Annotated in this window: 17 protein-coding genes and 2 tRNA genes; 13 read left to right on the top strand and 6 right to left on the bottom strand. The window is 60.0% G+C overall.

Annotated elements, in window-relative coordinates; all coding sequences use genetic code 11:
• Positions 1-36 precede the first annotated feature (36 nt).
• The gene (locus HMPREF2724_RS01975; RefSeq protein ID WP_179294263.1) at positions 37-735 is read left to right on the top strand and encodes a potassium channel family protein; all 699 of its coding nucleotides are present in this window, start codon (positions 37-39) and stop codon (positions 733-735) included.
• 5 nt (positions 736-740) lie between these two features.
• Here the strand turns inward: HMPREF2724_RS01975 and HMPREF2724_RS01970 are convergent, their stop codons facing one another.
• Genes HMPREF2724_RS01970 through HMPREF2724_RS01950 form a run of 5 tightly spaced genes read right to left on the bottom strand, consistent with a single transcriptional unit; the run spans position 741 to position 4,186 of the window.
• Positions 741-2,300, bottom strand: a complete 1,560-nt coding sequence (locus tag HMPREF2724_RS01970; RefSeq protein ID WP_070455670.1) for a polyamine aminopropyltransferase — start codon at positions 2,298-2,300, stop codon at positions 741-743.
• Complete coding sequence (locus HMPREF2724_RS01965) at positions 2,288-2,686, bottom strand: DUF350 domain-containing protein (RefSeq protein ID WP_070455669.1); 399 nt, start codon at positions 2,684-2,686, stop codon at positions 2,288-2,290. The genes HMPREF2724_RS01970 and HMPREF2724_RS01965 overlap by 13 nt, the downstream gene beginning before the upstream one ends.
• 14 nt (positions 2,687-2,700) lie before the next feature.
• Entirely contained in the window at positions 2,701-3,066 is a 366-nt protein-coding gene (locus HMPREF2724_RS01960; RefSeq protein ID WP_070586895.1) for a DUF4247 domain-containing protein, read from the bottom strand.
• A gap of 19 nt (positions 3,067-3,085) precedes the next feature.
• Positions 3,086-3,568, bottom strand: a complete 483-nt coding sequence (locus HMPREF2724_RS01955) for a DUF2617 family protein (protein WP_070586892.1) — start codon at positions 3,566-3,568, stop codon at positions 3,086-3,088.
• Between the two features lie 6 nt (positions 3,569-3,574).
• The gene (locus HMPREF2724_RS01950) at positions 3,575-4,186 is read right to left on the bottom strand and encodes a DUF4178 domain-containing protein (RefSeq protein WP_070455667.1); all 612 of its coding nucleotides are present in this window, start codon (positions 4,184-4,186) and stop codon (positions 3,575-3,577) included.
• A gap of 130 nt (positions 4,187-4,316) precedes the next feature.
• Between HMPREF2724_RS01950 and HMPREF2724_RS01945 the strand changes: the two genes are divergently transcribed.
• The 6 genes from HMPREF2724_RS01945 (at position 4,317) to HMPREF2724_RS01920 (ending at position 7,943) form a co-directional block, all read left to right on the top strand.
• Positions 4,317-4,709 carry an MmcQ/YjbR family DNA-binding protein gene (locus HMPREF2724_RS01945; protein WP_070586889.1) on the top strand — a complete coding sequence of 131 codons (393 nt, stop codon included), beginning with the start codon at positions 4,317-4,319 and terminating at the stop codon, positions 4,707-4,709.
• A 16-nt stretch (positions 4,710-4,725) separates the two neighbouring features.
• Positions 4,726-5,103: a YidH family protein gene (locus HMPREF2724_RS01940; protein WP_070586887.1), complete on the top strand. Its 378-nt coding sequence runs from the start codon at positions 4,726-4,728 to the stop codon at positions 5,101-5,103.
• Complete coding sequence (locus tag HMPREF2724_RS01935; protein WP_070586884.1) at positions 5,104-5,421, top strand: DUF202 domain-containing protein; 318 nt, start codon at positions 5,104-5,106, stop codon at positions 5,419-5,421.
• Positions 5,422-5,532: 111 nt separating this feature from the next.
• Positions 5,533-7,107 carry an SLC13 family permease gene (locus HMPREF2724_RS01930; protein WP_070586882.1) on the top strand — a complete coding sequence of 525 codons (1,575 nt, stop codon included), beginning with the start codon at positions 5,533-5,535 and terminating at the stop codon, positions 7,105-7,107.
• 148 nt (positions 7,108-7,255) lie between these two features.
• A tRNA-Arg gene (locus HMPREF2724_RS01925) sits at positions 7,256-7,328 on the top strand.
• A gap of 423 nt (positions 7,329-7,751) precedes the next feature.
• A complete protein-coding gene (locus HMPREF2724_RS01920; RefSeq protein ID WP_235590976.1) occupies positions 7,752-7,943 on the top strand; it encodes a hypothetical protein in 192 nt (63 codons plus the stop codon).
• Positions 7,944-8,003: 60 nt separating this feature from the next.
• On the opposite strand, the gene HMPREF2724_RS01915 is transcribed toward HMPREF2724_RS01920, so the two are convergent.
• Positions 8,004-9,032, bottom strand: a complete 1,029-nt coding sequence (locus tag HMPREF2724_RS01915) for a prephenate dehydrogenase (RefSeq protein WP_061920054.1) — start codon at positions 9,030-9,032, stop codon at positions 8,004-8,006.
• Between the two features lie 39 nt (positions 9,033-9,071).
• Between HMPREF2724_RS01915 and HMPREF2724_RS01910 the strand changes: the two genes are divergently transcribed.
• From HMPREF2724_RS01910 to HMPREF2724_RS01885, 6 genes are all read left to right on the top strand, one after another.
• A complete protein-coding gene (locus tag HMPREF2724_RS01910; protein WP_061920056.1) occupies positions 9,072-9,551 on the top strand; it encodes a tRNA adenosine deaminase-associated protein in 480 nt (159 codons plus the stop codon).
• Between the two features lie 31 nt (positions 9,552-9,582).
• Positions 9,583-10,014 carry a nucleoside deaminase gene (locus tag HMPREF2724_RS01905; protein ID WP_070455826.1) on the top strand — a complete coding sequence of 144 codons (432 nt, stop codon included), beginning with the start codon at positions 9,583-9,585 and terminating at the stop codon, positions 10,012-10,014.
• Positions 10,015-10,058: 44 nt separating this feature from the next.
• Positions 10,059-10,259 (top strand): CsbD family protein, encoded by a 201-nt coding sequence (locus HMPREF2724_RS01900; protein ID WP_061920058.1) that lies wholly within the window; start codon positions 10,059-10,061, stop codon positions 10,257-10,259.
• A gap of 48 nt (positions 10,260-10,307) precedes the next feature.
• A tRNA-Ser gene (locus HMPREF2724_RS01895) sits at positions 10,308-10,398 on the top strand.
• Between the two features lie 110 nt (positions 10,399-10,508).
• Positions 10,509-12,911 carry an MMPL family transporter gene (locus tag HMPREF2724_RS01890; RefSeq protein ID WP_070455664.1) on the top strand — a complete coding sequence of 801 codons (2,403 nt, stop codon included), beginning with the start codon at positions 10,509-10,511 and terminating at the stop codon, positions 12,909-12,911.
• A gap of 5 nt (positions 12,912-12,916) precedes the next feature.
• The coding region (locus HMPREF2724_RS01885) for a tRNA-guanine transglycosylase (protein WP_141748308.1) at positions 12,917-13,347 on the top strand (431 nt) is incomplete at its 3' end.

Raw genomic sequence — 13,347 nt, 5'->3', positions numbered from 1 at the left:
CTCGTCACTATCGCTACCCAGTAGAAAGGCCGTTCATTGGCTAACATCTTCGGCGCGCTGCGCCACGAAAAGCAATCCATCGACATCCCCGCAGTGGTCGTCATCGGCTTGGGGCGCTTCGGTTTTTCCCTGGCGCGTGAACTTATGGATCATGGCGTTGAGGTGCTCGGCATCGACAATTGCGAGAAGTTCGTGCGTGATTATTCGCCGGTTCTCACCGAGGCAGTACAAGCTGATACAACCGACGCCGAGGTCTTGCACCAGCTGGGCATCGACGAGGTGGACCGCGTGGTGCTGGCCATCGGCTCGCACCTAGAGGACTCCATTTTGACCGCCTCAAATTTGGTAGAACTCGGCGTAAAGGACATTTGGGCGAAGGCGGACTCCGACGCGCATGCACGCATCCTGCTGCAGCTGGGCGTACACCACGTCATCCGCCCAGAACGCGACACTGGTCGCCGCATTGCACACTTGCTCGGCGGCAAGTTCGAAGATTTCGCCGAAATCGCTGAGGACTATGGCGTTACCAAGCTCACCCCGCCCGCGCACTTGGTTCAAACCCCACTAGATCCGCAGAAAACGTGGGAAAAACATCGCGTGCAGCTGGTCTCAGTGCGCAAGGACTATGGCCACTGGATGCCTGTTGAGAAAGGCCAGAAATTGAACCCGACGGATCTTATCGTGATTGCCGGCAGCCCCGTCGCCTTGGAGAAGTTCTCCGAGGCTGGGTCTTAGTATTCTTAGTCCCCTGCCTGGCGGTATCCGCGGCGCAGGTCATCGACCACATAAGGATGATCGAGCGTGGAGGCCGGCAGGTTGCGCGGCTGGTTATCTAAGCCGAATGATTGCGCGGCCTCAAGAGTCGCATCATCGAGGTAGCGCAGCGGGGGAGCGTAGTTGGGCACGGAGATTTCCTCCGCGCAGGCCACAAAGCCCCAGTCACCAAAGGTGGGCACGTGCACGTGATAAGGCACGGTGGGGCAGCCGGCGGAACGCAGTGTGGAATCGATACGCCAGAACACATCGGGAGTACTAAAGGCACTGGTTGCCTGCACGACCATCTTGCCGCCGGGAGCGAGCATCTTGTGCGCCATGGTGTAGAACTCTTCCGAGTAAAGGCGGGCCATGGCGGCGGAGTCTGGGTCGGGTAAATCGATGAGGACGGCGTCGTAAAGCGTGTGATCACCGCCCGAACGCAACCAGGTAAACGCGTCCTCGTTGAGGATCCGCACGCGCGGATCTTCCATGGCGCCCCCGTTGTCCTCGCGCAGGACCGTGTTGGCCACGTTCACCACCTCGGGATCGAGCTCGACCTGGGTGAGCTTAAAGTCCATCTTGAGCAGCTCGCGCGCGGCTAAGCCATCGCCGCCGCCAATGACGAGCACTCGCCCGCCTGGCTTGGCAGGCAGCACGGGATAGACCAGGGACTCGGTGTAGCGATACTCATCGCGGGAGGAATACTGCAGGCCGCCGTTGAGATAGAGGCGTGAATCCTTGCCGCGTTTGGTCACCACGATGTCCTGGTAATCCGAGGTATGGGCGTAAATGACAGGATCATCGTAGAGCGATTGCCGGGCGGTTACCACTATGGATTCGCTGCGGATGATGAGAGTAAGCAGCAAGGCGATAGCGCCCAGCAGCGCGAGGACATGCATTAGAAGCTGCTTGCCGGAGAGCACCGTGCGCAGTAGAAGCAGCGCAACCACGAGTGCGGCGATGAGGTTGACTAAGCCGGCCGCAGCGGTGCCACGAATCATGCCCAGCCACGGCAGCAAGATAAATGGCCATGCCAAACCGCCCAGCAGGCCGCCGACGTAATCCGCGAAGTTGAGGTTGGCTACCACCGAGCCGGAATCCTCAGCATTCGAGGTACGCCCGCGCTGAATCAGCGTCATAAGCAGTGGCACTTCCATACCCACCAAAATGCCAATGAGCAGCGTCGCTACGACCAAAATGAGGGTGGACTGGCCCACAAGCGCGAAGACCATGTAGAGCACCACGGCGCTCACGCCGCCGCACAGGCCGAGCAGAGTTTCGACGATGAGGAAAGAACTCGCCGGCCACGACAAGAATGGCTTGGCCATTAACGCGCCCAAACCCAAGGAGGCGACGTAACCTGCCACGATCAGCGAGGTCTCTACAATGCCGCCGCCGTTGAGGCTCGTGGACAGCGTCAGCAAGGCCAGCTCGTAGACCAAGCCCGAAGCTGCGCAGATACAGACGGAGATAAGCAGAGCTACCCGCCAGGCGCGCGAGCGGACCAGCGAATCTGCGGCGGGGGAAGCGTTTAGGTCAGGCATGCGGCATTAATTGCGCCGATGACGATGAGGATGACGCTCGCGCAGAAGGCGCCCGCGCGGGGCTTGGTATCTTCCACCAGATCCCGGAAACGGCCGGGGATAAGCGCCTCCAAAATGACCAACGCTAGTGCCTGCAGCACGATGCCGACTAGGCCGTAGACAGCGGTTTCTAGCAGTTCAAAAGAGTGCACGATGGCGGTAACCAGCACCGCTCCCAGGGCAATCTGCTGGGCGGAAGCGATGACCGCAGCGTTGACGTGATGATCAACGAAGACAGCGCGGTAAAGCTTGCCCGGGGTGAGCAGATCCAGAACTACGAAGCCGGCAAGTAGCAGCACCGCTGCAATACCGAAATAAGCAAAGGTGGCCAGGATTGAATCGAGCATGAACTAAAGCCTTTCTATTTCACGCCGCCGGAAGAGCCGGAGGAGCCGCCGGAAGAACGGGAAGGGGAGGAGGGACTAAAACCGGGACCTAAGAAGATATAGGTGCCGTCGTGGAAGTGATCGAGATTTTCCACGCGCACTGAACAGTTCTGCGGGCCAGTGGGCTCGACCTTGACAATCTGCTTGCGGTAGCGCAGGTACTCTGTGCCCGTTGCGGGATCGAATTGGCGCGCCTTCGGCTTATGCTCTGCTGCAAGGCGGTTGGCCTCTGCCTGAACATTGTTTGCCTGACAGGTGCCTGACCTGATGGGAGCGCCAGTAACGCCGGGTGAAGTCAGACCGCCAATTACTGCGAAAGTACGGCGAAGACCAGTGACCATTTCCAGCCTTTGTCATAGTTCATGGAACCCACCTACTTGTAGTCTTCACGATTATTTCTTCTGCAGGGTACATATGTACCGTTTCCCACTCGAAGCCTGCGCAGCCTTCGGGTGCGGTGCCCTTGAGGGCGGTGACGTGGTAATCACCCTGCCCGGGAAATTGCGCAGAGTGCCAATCCGTGCTCGATACCCGTTGAAATTCTGCGGCGAAGCCATCCGCCCCATGCTTGGCGACGTCCGTCTTCAGCTCGTAACCCATCATCTCACCGTAGGCCTGCGGCAGCGGACCCTCACAGTGGCAGGAGATCTCCTCGCGGAAGAGTAGCGTCTTGCCGCGATAAACGCTGGCAGTATGCGAAGCGCCGATGATATCCAGCTCAAGCCGCAGGCCATTGGAACCGTGAAGCATGGTCGTGCTTAACGCCTGCGGGCGCGGGCCGTTTAAGCGCAGCCCCAAGTCAGCGGCACTGACGTCCGCGCTGGGGCAATCTAGAACCTCCACTGCGGCCTATGCCTTCGGAGCTGGGTACACGGTGAACTCACCCGGCAGCATGGTGCGGCCGGTGGATACCTCCCAGCTGTCATTGTTGGCCCAGCCCTCAAAGCCCAGCAGCTTGTCACCCGCGGAATAATCTACGTAGCGCATCTCGCCGGACTCTGGCAGGCCGGTGGTGCCGGTGGAGGTGTAGCGCGCATGGCCGCGCTCGTCCTCACTATATGTAACTCCCTCGAATTCCACGGTGCCGCGATCTGGCGTGACGCCGGCGCCCTTGCGGGAGGTCCACCAGGTGAGATTGAGCTGGCCTTCATCGACCTCGACTCCCAGCCAGGAGGAGTTATCTCCACCGTCGAGCAGGTATTCGTACCAGTAATAAGGGCCCTCATTTAGGGTCAGGGTGCCGCGGACGACGTAGTCGGTGGCGCCGTAACGGATGATTGCACCCGGACCAAGATTTTCTGGATTGAACTCGTTTTGGCCTTTGGCCTCAGCGAAGTAATCCTTGGAGAAGGTATCGCCCGTCTCCTGCGCGCTAGCCGCCTTGGCTTGGCGCGATTTAAAGAACATGTAGATGGCCGCGATTAACAAAACCACGGCGAGCAGAAAGAAAATCTTGTTCATGACTGGCCCTTTATTTTTGCTTAGCTTAGGTCTGTAGCAGTCACCTTAGCCCACGCCTTGGACGTCCGATAGTCCTACGCATTAAGCTGGGGAATTGTCGTTTTCAATTCGATGGATTTTAGGTCGGCGTATGAACGAAAAAGAGCTTATTTCTACTGCGAGCGATGCGGCGGAAGAACTCATTGACGCCGAGTCCTATCCCTTCGTCGAAGGCTGGCGAGCCTGGCGGGGGCGCGGGAAGTGGGTCATGCTGGCCACCACAATGCCTGCGAATAAGCTCTTCGGTGGAAAGAAAGCCATCATTCTCAAAGCTCCGCCGGAGGAGGTCACCGCTTTGCAGGCTGGTTATGCCGACATCGGTCCTGCGTATCACATGAATAAGCGGCACTGGTACACCGTGTATCCCGGGGATTCGATAAACCCCAAGTTAGTTCGGGAGCTCGTCCAGGAATCTTATGCCGCGGTGGTGCAAAAGCTGCCTAAGGCGCAGCGCCCTGCCGGGTGGCAAGAGGCAGTGCGTTAAGGAAGTATAAGACGCAATGGATAAATCTAATGGCCGGTTCCCACGCTTTGTCTATGAAAAAGGCACAGAGCCCGATCCGCGTTTCAGCATGGCCAACGAGCGCACGTTCTTGGCATGGATTCGTACCTCGCTCGCTTTCATCGCAGGCGGCGTTGCACTGCAGGCTTTCGACCTCCCGATTCACGGCACGCTGACCCTTATCATCTCCGTGATCATGCTGGTGGTCGCCATCGTCTTGCCGGCGGTGGCGTGGGCGCATTGGGGGGCATCGGAAAGCGCGATGCGTGAGCAAAAGCCCCTGCCGCCGAATGTCGCGATGCCTCTGCTCGTGTTGGTGGTGCTGCTTATCGGCGTGCTGATCCTGGTAGGTCAGCTCGTGGGCGCGGGGGCATAAATGTATGACCCAGGGCTGCAACCGGAGCGCACCCGGCTGTCGTGGCAGCGCAGCCTTTTGGCGTTCGTGCTGGTGGTTCTGGTGGTTTTGCGCAGTGAGCTGCCGTGGACCATTGCGGAGCTCATCGCCTTCGTGGGCGGCGCGGGTGCCTGCGCCTGGCTGGGTTGGCGGGTGCGCCGCCGTAACGCGCTTTACGACGCCGCCCTTCACACCGGCGGCGCCCTCCCCGGTGCCGCGGCGCTGGCGGGCCTAGCCGTGGTCGTGATGTTGCTGGCAGTGCTGGCTCTGGTGGGCCTCGGTGGGGGTAACCGCGTTTAAAAACCGATTTTTTCTTTGGTTCAAAGTTGTATGGTGTTCGCAAACGTGGGTATTGCATGGTTCGCATTTTGCTTATCCCCGCGTGCTAGAAGGTTTGGCAAGGAGAACTGAATGACGACCCCGCAAACACATGAATCAACAGCTCACGTAGAAGGCGAAGAAGATCACGGCGTCGCCAAGCGTGAATGGCGCCGCATGCTTATAGGCCTGTTTCTAGGCTTAGCGCTGGCCGCCCTGGTGTGGTTTATTTTTCCGTCGAATGCGGTGGATACCGTGCTGCAATCCTCGGGCGCGGACCCAGAGGAAACCTATACTTATGGCGCGATTCGCGCGGTTGCGGCGGTGACCATCCTGATGGGCGTGTGGTGGATGACCGAAGCAATTCCGCTGGCAGCTACGGCACTTTTGCCTTTGGTTATCTTCCCGCTGGCCGGCGTGGGCACCATTAAGGAAGTTGGCTCGCCTTATGCTTCGGCGACGATCTTCTTGTTTATGGGTGGCTTCCTCATTGCGCTCGCGTTGCAGCGTTGGAACTTGCACCGCCGCATGGCCCTGGCGGTGGTGAAGGTGGTTGGCACCTCGCCAAAGCGCATTGTGCTGGGCTTTATGCTGGCAACCGGCTTTTTGTCCATGTGGGTCTCAAATACGGCGACCGCGGTAGTCATGCTGCCTATCGGTACCTCCGTGCTGGCGCTGACCGCAGACACCGTGGGTGGCATGGCCAAGCAGAAGAAGTTTGCAACGGCGCTGATGCTGGGCATTGCGTATTCCGCGTCCATTGGCTCCCTGGGCACGCTGATCGGTACTCCGCCGAACGCTCTGTTGGCCGGATATATGAAGGAATCTCACGACATCGTCCTCGGCTTTGGCAAGTGGATGATCGTGGGAATGCCGCTGGCAGTTATCTTCCTGTTTATCGCATGGCTGTTGTTGGTGACCATCTTCAAGCCGGAGATGGACCGTATTCCTGGCGGCAAGGAGCTAATTGACCGCGAAATCGCAGCTCTTGGTCCGTGGACTGCTCCGCAGATTCTCACCGGCATCATCTTCCTAGGCGCAGCTATCGCCTGGGTGGTCGTTCCTTTCTTGGTTGGCGAGGACTCAAACTACGACGATGCCATCGTCGGTATTGCTGCCGGCCTGCTGCTGTTTATCATCCCAGCCGACGCCAAGACCGGCGTGCGCCTGCTGGACTGGAAGACCGCGAATGAGATGCCGTGGGACGTCCTGCTTCTCTTTGGTGGTGGCCTGTCTCTGTCCGCGATGTTTAACAACTCGGGCCTATCTCTGTGGATCGGCGAGATGGCTAAGGGCCTCGGCGGCCTGCCCACGGTGCTGCTCATCGCAGCAGTTGCGCTGCTGGTTCTTTTCCTGACCGAGATCACCTCCAACACGGCAACGGCGGCGACCTTCCTGCCCATCATGGGCGGCGTTGCGGTTGGCATTGGCCTGACCGAGGGCGGCGAGATCAACATCCTGCTGCTGACCATTCCGGTGGCGCTCGCGGCAACCTGCGCGTTCATGCTGCCGGTGGCAACCCCGCCGAATGCCATTGCATACGGATCGGGTTACGTGAAGATTGGCGACATGATCAAGGGCGGCGTCGGCCTCAACCTCATTGGCTGCGTGCTGATTACTCTCACGGTCTACCTGCTGGCCGTGCCGGTCTTTGGGCTGGTGCTTTAAAGGCTGGTGTTTAAGTGCAGTTATCGACAGGTTACCAACGCGTAAAAACGTGTGTTGGCCTGGCGATTTGCCGCCTTTAAAGAACGGCACTATAGTTAATCCACGTTGCAGCGAGAGATTGCACAGCAATCAAACGCAGTAGCGGTTAGCGCCCGTAGCTCAACGGATAGAGCATCTGACTACGGATCAGAAGGTTGGGGGTTCGAATCCCTCCGGGCGCACAAAATTTTCTCGCGGTTTCCTTCTTGGAGGCCGCGAGATTTTCGTTTTGTATGGGTGGCGCGAAGGAGGCGCTTGGTGGCTCTTGGCGGCGGCGCGGAGTCAAATGGTGAGGCCAGCCAGTCAAATGGTGAGGTGTAGATGGTGAGGTGACCGCTCACCAGCCACGGGCGTTAACACCAGCCACTTCCGTTGCGGGTCGACCTCACCATTTGCGATTTGCAGCCGCAGGGGCCGTGCAGAGAACCTGGTGCCGTGCAGAGAACCTGGTGCCGTGCGAAAGACCTGCGGGGCGCGGAAGCTGCTGCGAGAGAGGCCGCGGCGTACGATGAGACCGGAACCGCTTTACGAGACCTCATTTTTAGGTGCTTAGCTTCATGGCCAGTAAAAAGTTTGCCTTCGCCACGGGAACTAGAAAGGTGAGCGTGAACAACAACAAACTCGTGCCCTGCTTGGTAGCGGGCGCAATCCTCGGCGTGGTGCTGTGGGTTGCCTCGGGAATGCTGGTGCTTTTCCCGATTGGGCTCGCGCTGGGCCTTCTGGGACTTCCCATCCTTGCGGTGAGCAGGGATGAATCGAAGTCCCGCAAGCGGCGCGACGATACGTTCCGTGACTAGACGGGGCGGGAAGGCTAGACAGGGCGGGAAGCCTAGACAGGCCTAGAAGACTAGACGGGGCTAGAAAATCTCGATTCGCCCGCCCAAAGACTCCGACTGACGCAGCTGCGCCACCCAGTTCGGGCCACCAGGATGTAGGCGCAGTACCGGCCGCGAGGAAATCTTGACCGGGGAGACCGATTCCTTGCGGGCGCCGGAGCGTGCCTCAATGCGGGTGCGGGCGCGGAAGCCATTCTCCGCGAGTTCAGCAACAGAGGGCTGCTCAGCGGCGAGAGAGTCGCGCGCGTCCTGGAGGAGCTGCAATGCTTCATCGAGGGCGTCGACAAGCGCGGGTGCGTTGGTCTCACACATCTGCCGCACCAGCTCCGGGGTGGTACCGGCCACGCGGGTGCCGTCCTTGAAGGAGCCCGCGGCCAAGGACTGCGCGAGGATGCCGCCGTTGTCGCCCACCACAGCGAGGGTTTCAGCGAAGACGTGCGGCAGGTGAGAAATGCGCGCCACCGCGGCATCGTGATTTGCCACGCGCACGGGGACGGCCTCGGCGTGCACCATCTGCGTCATACGCACCACATCGGAGAAGGTCTCAATCCACTTCTTCGGGATGCGCTCCCCGCGGGCCTCGCACTCGGCGGCGTAGTCATAGGTAATTGCCCATGCTGCACGCTTAAAGAGCTTGGTCTGCGAGTGGTCCCAGCCTGAGTTTTGAGTGCCGGCCATCGGGTGGCCGCCCACGTAGCGCGATTCCATGCCGCGCTCCAAGAAGAGATCACGCACCTCAGTCTTCACGGAAACTACGTCCGTGATGCCACAGCTCGGCGCGTGCTGTTGAATCTCGTCCAAGACCGAAGCGACCGCTTTCATCGGGGTAGCGATGACGATTAGTGCATTGTCTGCCTCCGCGCGGGTCAAAATTGCCTGCAGGTCATCGGTGACGTCATAGCCCGCTTTGATGGCGCTGCGGGCACCGGAAGTCGAGTGATTATAGCCATATACTGCGTGTTTGCTTGCCACGAGATCGCGCAGCAGGGAACCGCCAATAAGGCCTAGGCCGATGATGCATACGGGTCGTTGAACGTCTTGAGAACTCACGGTGACAATTCTGGCACAACACGACTAATCTCACGAGGTATGAGTGATGACAACATCTCCTTCGCAGTTACCGTTGCCCGCAATGAGGGGCAATGGGTGGTTCGGGAGTTTAATGACGACTTCGAGGACATCAACACCTCCATCAGCGCGGTGCGCGCGCTGCGCTCCGAGGGCGCGGCCTTCGCGCTGCTGTGCGTAGAGGATGAATACTTCGTTGTCGTACGCCCAGTGCCGGGAGATGTGCGCATGCTGATCTCTGACGCCACATATGCCGACGAGGATGATTTTGCCGCAGACTTCCTGGAGCTGCGCGACCTTGACTTTCCCGAAATCGTTGACGACGACGAGGATCCAGATCCTTATGGCGACGGCGACTTCGATATCTTTGCTGATCTTGGGCTCAGTGAAGATCAGTTGGGCTACATCATCGACAATGACGAAGATTGGCCCTCCGATATGCTCCTGCGCATCGCGGGCGATTTAGGCTTCGGCGACGAGCTCGAAGAGATCATTGCTTAAATCCCAAGGCTTGGCCCGCGCCGAGGCGCGCATGCGCCGCGCGCTCGAGGTGGCACGCCAGACACCCGCGGGAGACATCCCGGTAGGAGCGGTGCTTTACGACGCCGCCGACAACGAGCTTTCCACCGGCGTCAACCGCCGGGAGCAGCGCGGCGATCCCACCGCACATGCGGAAGTGGAGGCGATTCGCGCGGCCGTCGCCAAGCATGGCGATGGCTGGCGCTTAGAAGGCTGCGAACTTGTGGTCACCCTTGAGCCGTGCGCGATGTGTGCCGGGGCTATCCAGGGGGCCCGCGTGGCTTCCGTGGTCTTTGGTGCTTTCGAACCGAAGACGGGCGCGTGTGGCTCGCTTGTCGATGTCCTGCGTGCCCCCGGTGCCCTGCACGTGCCCGAAGTGCGCGCCGGAGTTTGCGAGGAAGAATGCGCCGGACTGCTCACCGGCTTCTTCGGCGAGCTGCGCTGACATTGCGTAGGATGGGGTCACCGCAAACAAAAAGGAGAAATAACATGGGTGATTTCGAAAACAAGAAGGACGACCTAGTAGGTAAGGCAAAGGAAGCTGCGGGAAACGCAACCGACAACGAGGATCTTGCTAACGAGGGCAAGGCAGACCAGGTTACTTCCCAGGCTAAGGACAAAGTCTCTGACGCTGTCGAGGGCGTAAAGGACAAGGCCAACGAGGTTATTGGCGGCCTGAAGGACAAGTAAATCCGGCGGGATTTTGTGCCGCGCGCTTCAACACGTAACCTAGACCACGGTGGCGTGTCCGAGCGGCCGAAGGTGTTCGCCTCGAAAGCGAATGTTGGGTAACCCCCAACCGCGGGTTCAAATCCCGCCGCCACCGCCATAGCGAAAGCCGTGGGGCAAGTAATTGCTCCACGGCTTTTCTTGTTTTAGCTGCCAGCGGCTGGCCGCTAGACTGGGCGAAGTTAATCAACGAGACAGAAGGTAACTCCTGTGGCAAAACTCTTGTACCGTCTTGGGCGCTGGTCCTTCCTCAACAGGTGGAAAGTGATCATCGCGTGGCTTGTGATCTTTGTGGCCGCTGTGGGCGCCACGATTGCCTTGATGAAGCCCATGACTTCGGAGTACTCCATCAAGGGCACGCCGGCGATTGACGCTACCCACCGCGCCGCCGAGCTTTTCCCGGAAAGCGGCAATTTGGCCAGCGCGCCTTCGGTGAACCTGGTTTTCCAAGCACCCGAGGGGCAGAAGCTTTCTGACCCGCAAAACAAGGAAGCGATGCAGCAGGTGGTCGATCAGATCACCAACGAGCTCGGCATCAAGGACCAGCAACGCTGGGGCAACCCGCTCGACGTATCGCCGGCTTTGCAGCAGCAAGTTATCGAACAATTCACCTCGATGGGCCTGCCGGAAGAGACCGCTCGCAAGGATGCGGATAACCTCGCGATGGTTAATGAGGACGAGACCATCGCCTATACCACCTTCAACTTCGATGCGGAAAGCTCCTACACCGTTGAGCAAGAAGACAAGGACGTCGTCACCGCGGCGATGGAGCTGGGCCGCGAGAAGGGGCTAACGGTCGAGGCCGGCGGCGCGGGCTTTGGCGATGAGATCAAGGTCAACTCCATCTCGGAGATCATCGGCTTGGGTGTGGCCTTCCTCGTCCTCATCTTCACCTTCGGTTCTTTGGTCTCGGCAGGCATGCCGCTGATCTCGGCCGTCGTGGGCGTGGGCCTGGGCGCGCTCGGCGTCATGATTGCCACGCACTGGATTGAACTCAATAACTTGACCCCGGTCCTGGCCATCATGATTGGCCTGGCCGTGGGCATCGACTATGCGCTGTTTATCATGTCGCGCTACCGCCAGGAGCGCTCGCGGATGGATGGGCCCGAAGCCGCCGGCATGGCGGTGGGCACGGCAGGTTCCTCCGTGGTCTTCGCTGGCGCCACGGTCTTCGTGGCGCTCTTCGCCCTCATCGTGGCCAAGATTGGCTTCCTCACCGCCATGGGCTTGGCTGCCGCGGGCACCGTGTTCATGGCGGTGCTCGTCGCGCTGACCCTGGTGCCGGCGCTGCTTGGCCTGGCTGGCGATAAAGCCTTTGCTGGTCGAATCCCCGGCATCGCCGGCAACCCGAATAGGAAGGGCAAGCGCCGTAAGGGCGCCACCATGGGCAACCGCTGGGTGCGTGCGGTGCAGAAGGCCCCGGGCCTGGTCATGGCCGTGGTCGTGTTGGGTCTTGGCGCGCTGAGCGCCCCGGTGCTGAACATGGAGCTCGCGCTGCCAGCGGATACCAGCTCGAATCCGGATACCACCCAGCGCAAGTCCGCGGACCTGCTGGCAGAGGGCTTCGGTGCAGGCGTCAATGGTCCATTCCTGGTCATCGTCAACGGTGAGGAAGCCAACCCAGATGCGCCGGCTCTCCAGCCGCTGATTCAGGGTCAAGAAGGCGAAGACCAACAAAAGAAGGCAACTTTCGCCTCCTTCATGTACGCGACCCAGCAGCTTAACCAGGTAGGCGGCGTGAAGCACGCACAGATCGTTGGCCTCAACTCTGATCAGACCGCGGCACAGATCATGGTCGCACCGACCACAGGCCCGACGGATCCCACGACCGTCGGCACGGCGTCGGCTCTGCGTGCAGAGAACGAGCGCTTGGGCGAGGTCACCGGCGCGGAAATCGGCATGACTGGCCTGACCGCCGTGCAGCTAGATATCACCGAGCGCTTGGAGGCCGCCATGCTGCCTTACCTCGCCATCGTGGTGGGCTTGGCCATCCTGTTGCTCTTCTTAGTCTTCCGCTCGGTCTTGGTCCCCGTGGTGGCTGGCTTGGGATTCCTGCTCTCAGTGGGCGCGGCCTTCGGCCTTACGGTTCTGGTGTGGCAGGACGGCCTCTTCGGCCTAGTCCCGGCGCCTGGTCCGCTAATTTCCTTCATGCCTATCTTCCTGATCGGCGTGACCTTCGGCTTGGCCATGGATTATCAGGTCTTCCTGGTCACCCGCATGCGCGAGCACATCGCGCGTTATCCACGCGGCAATGGCACCAAGTACAACGCTGTGGATGAGGCCACCATCGCGGGCTTTACTGAAGGCGCGCGCGTGGTCACGGCCGCAGCCATCATTATGATTTCTGTCTTCGTGGCGTTTATTAACCAGCCGCTGCCGTTTATCCAGATCTTCGGTTTCGCCCTTGCCGCAGGCGTGCTTTTCGACGCCTTCCTTGTGCGCATGTCCCTCGTCCCCGCCACGATGTTCCTGTTGGGCCGCGCGACCTGGTGGCTGCCAAAGTGGATGGATAAGGTCATGCCTTCCCTCGACATCGAAGGCACAGCTCTGGAAGAAGAGTGGGAGCGTGAGCATGGCGGCGCATCTGCGGATACGACGCAACACGTAAACTAGCCTCTATGATCGAGCAACAGCCGCCTTTTCCTGCACCCAAGCTAGAGACTGACCTGAGCTTCGACGTGCGCACGCGCCTCGACCAGGCTGGTCCTGGCAAACATGGTCGCAGCGGCACCATTCACACACCGCACGGGGATATTCAGACCCCAGCCTTTATCCCCGTGGCCACCAAGGCCACGGTCAAGACCCTGACCCCGGAGCAGATCCGGCAGACGGGAGCGCAGGCCATCTTGTCCAACGCTTATCACCTTTATCTGCAGCCGGGCCACGACATCGTGGATGAGGCTGGCGGCGTCGCGGCCTTTGAAAACTGGCATGGCCCCACCTACACGGACTCCGGCGGATTCCAGGTGATGTCGCTTGGCGTGGGATTCAAGAAGGTCCTGGCCATGGACGTTGCGAACCTCACCGAGGGCGACATCCGCGCGGCCAA

The sequence above is a fragment of the Corynebacterium sp. HMSC071F07 genome (genome assembly GCF_001810285.1).
GTDB classification, from domain to species: domain Bacteria; phylum Actinomycetota; class Actinomycetes; order Mycobacteriales; family Mycobacteriaceae; genus Corynebacterium; species Corynebacterium simulans.
The sequence above is the reverse complement of the archived record's forward strand: the minus strand, read 5'-3'. Positions and strand labels throughout refer to the sequence as shown.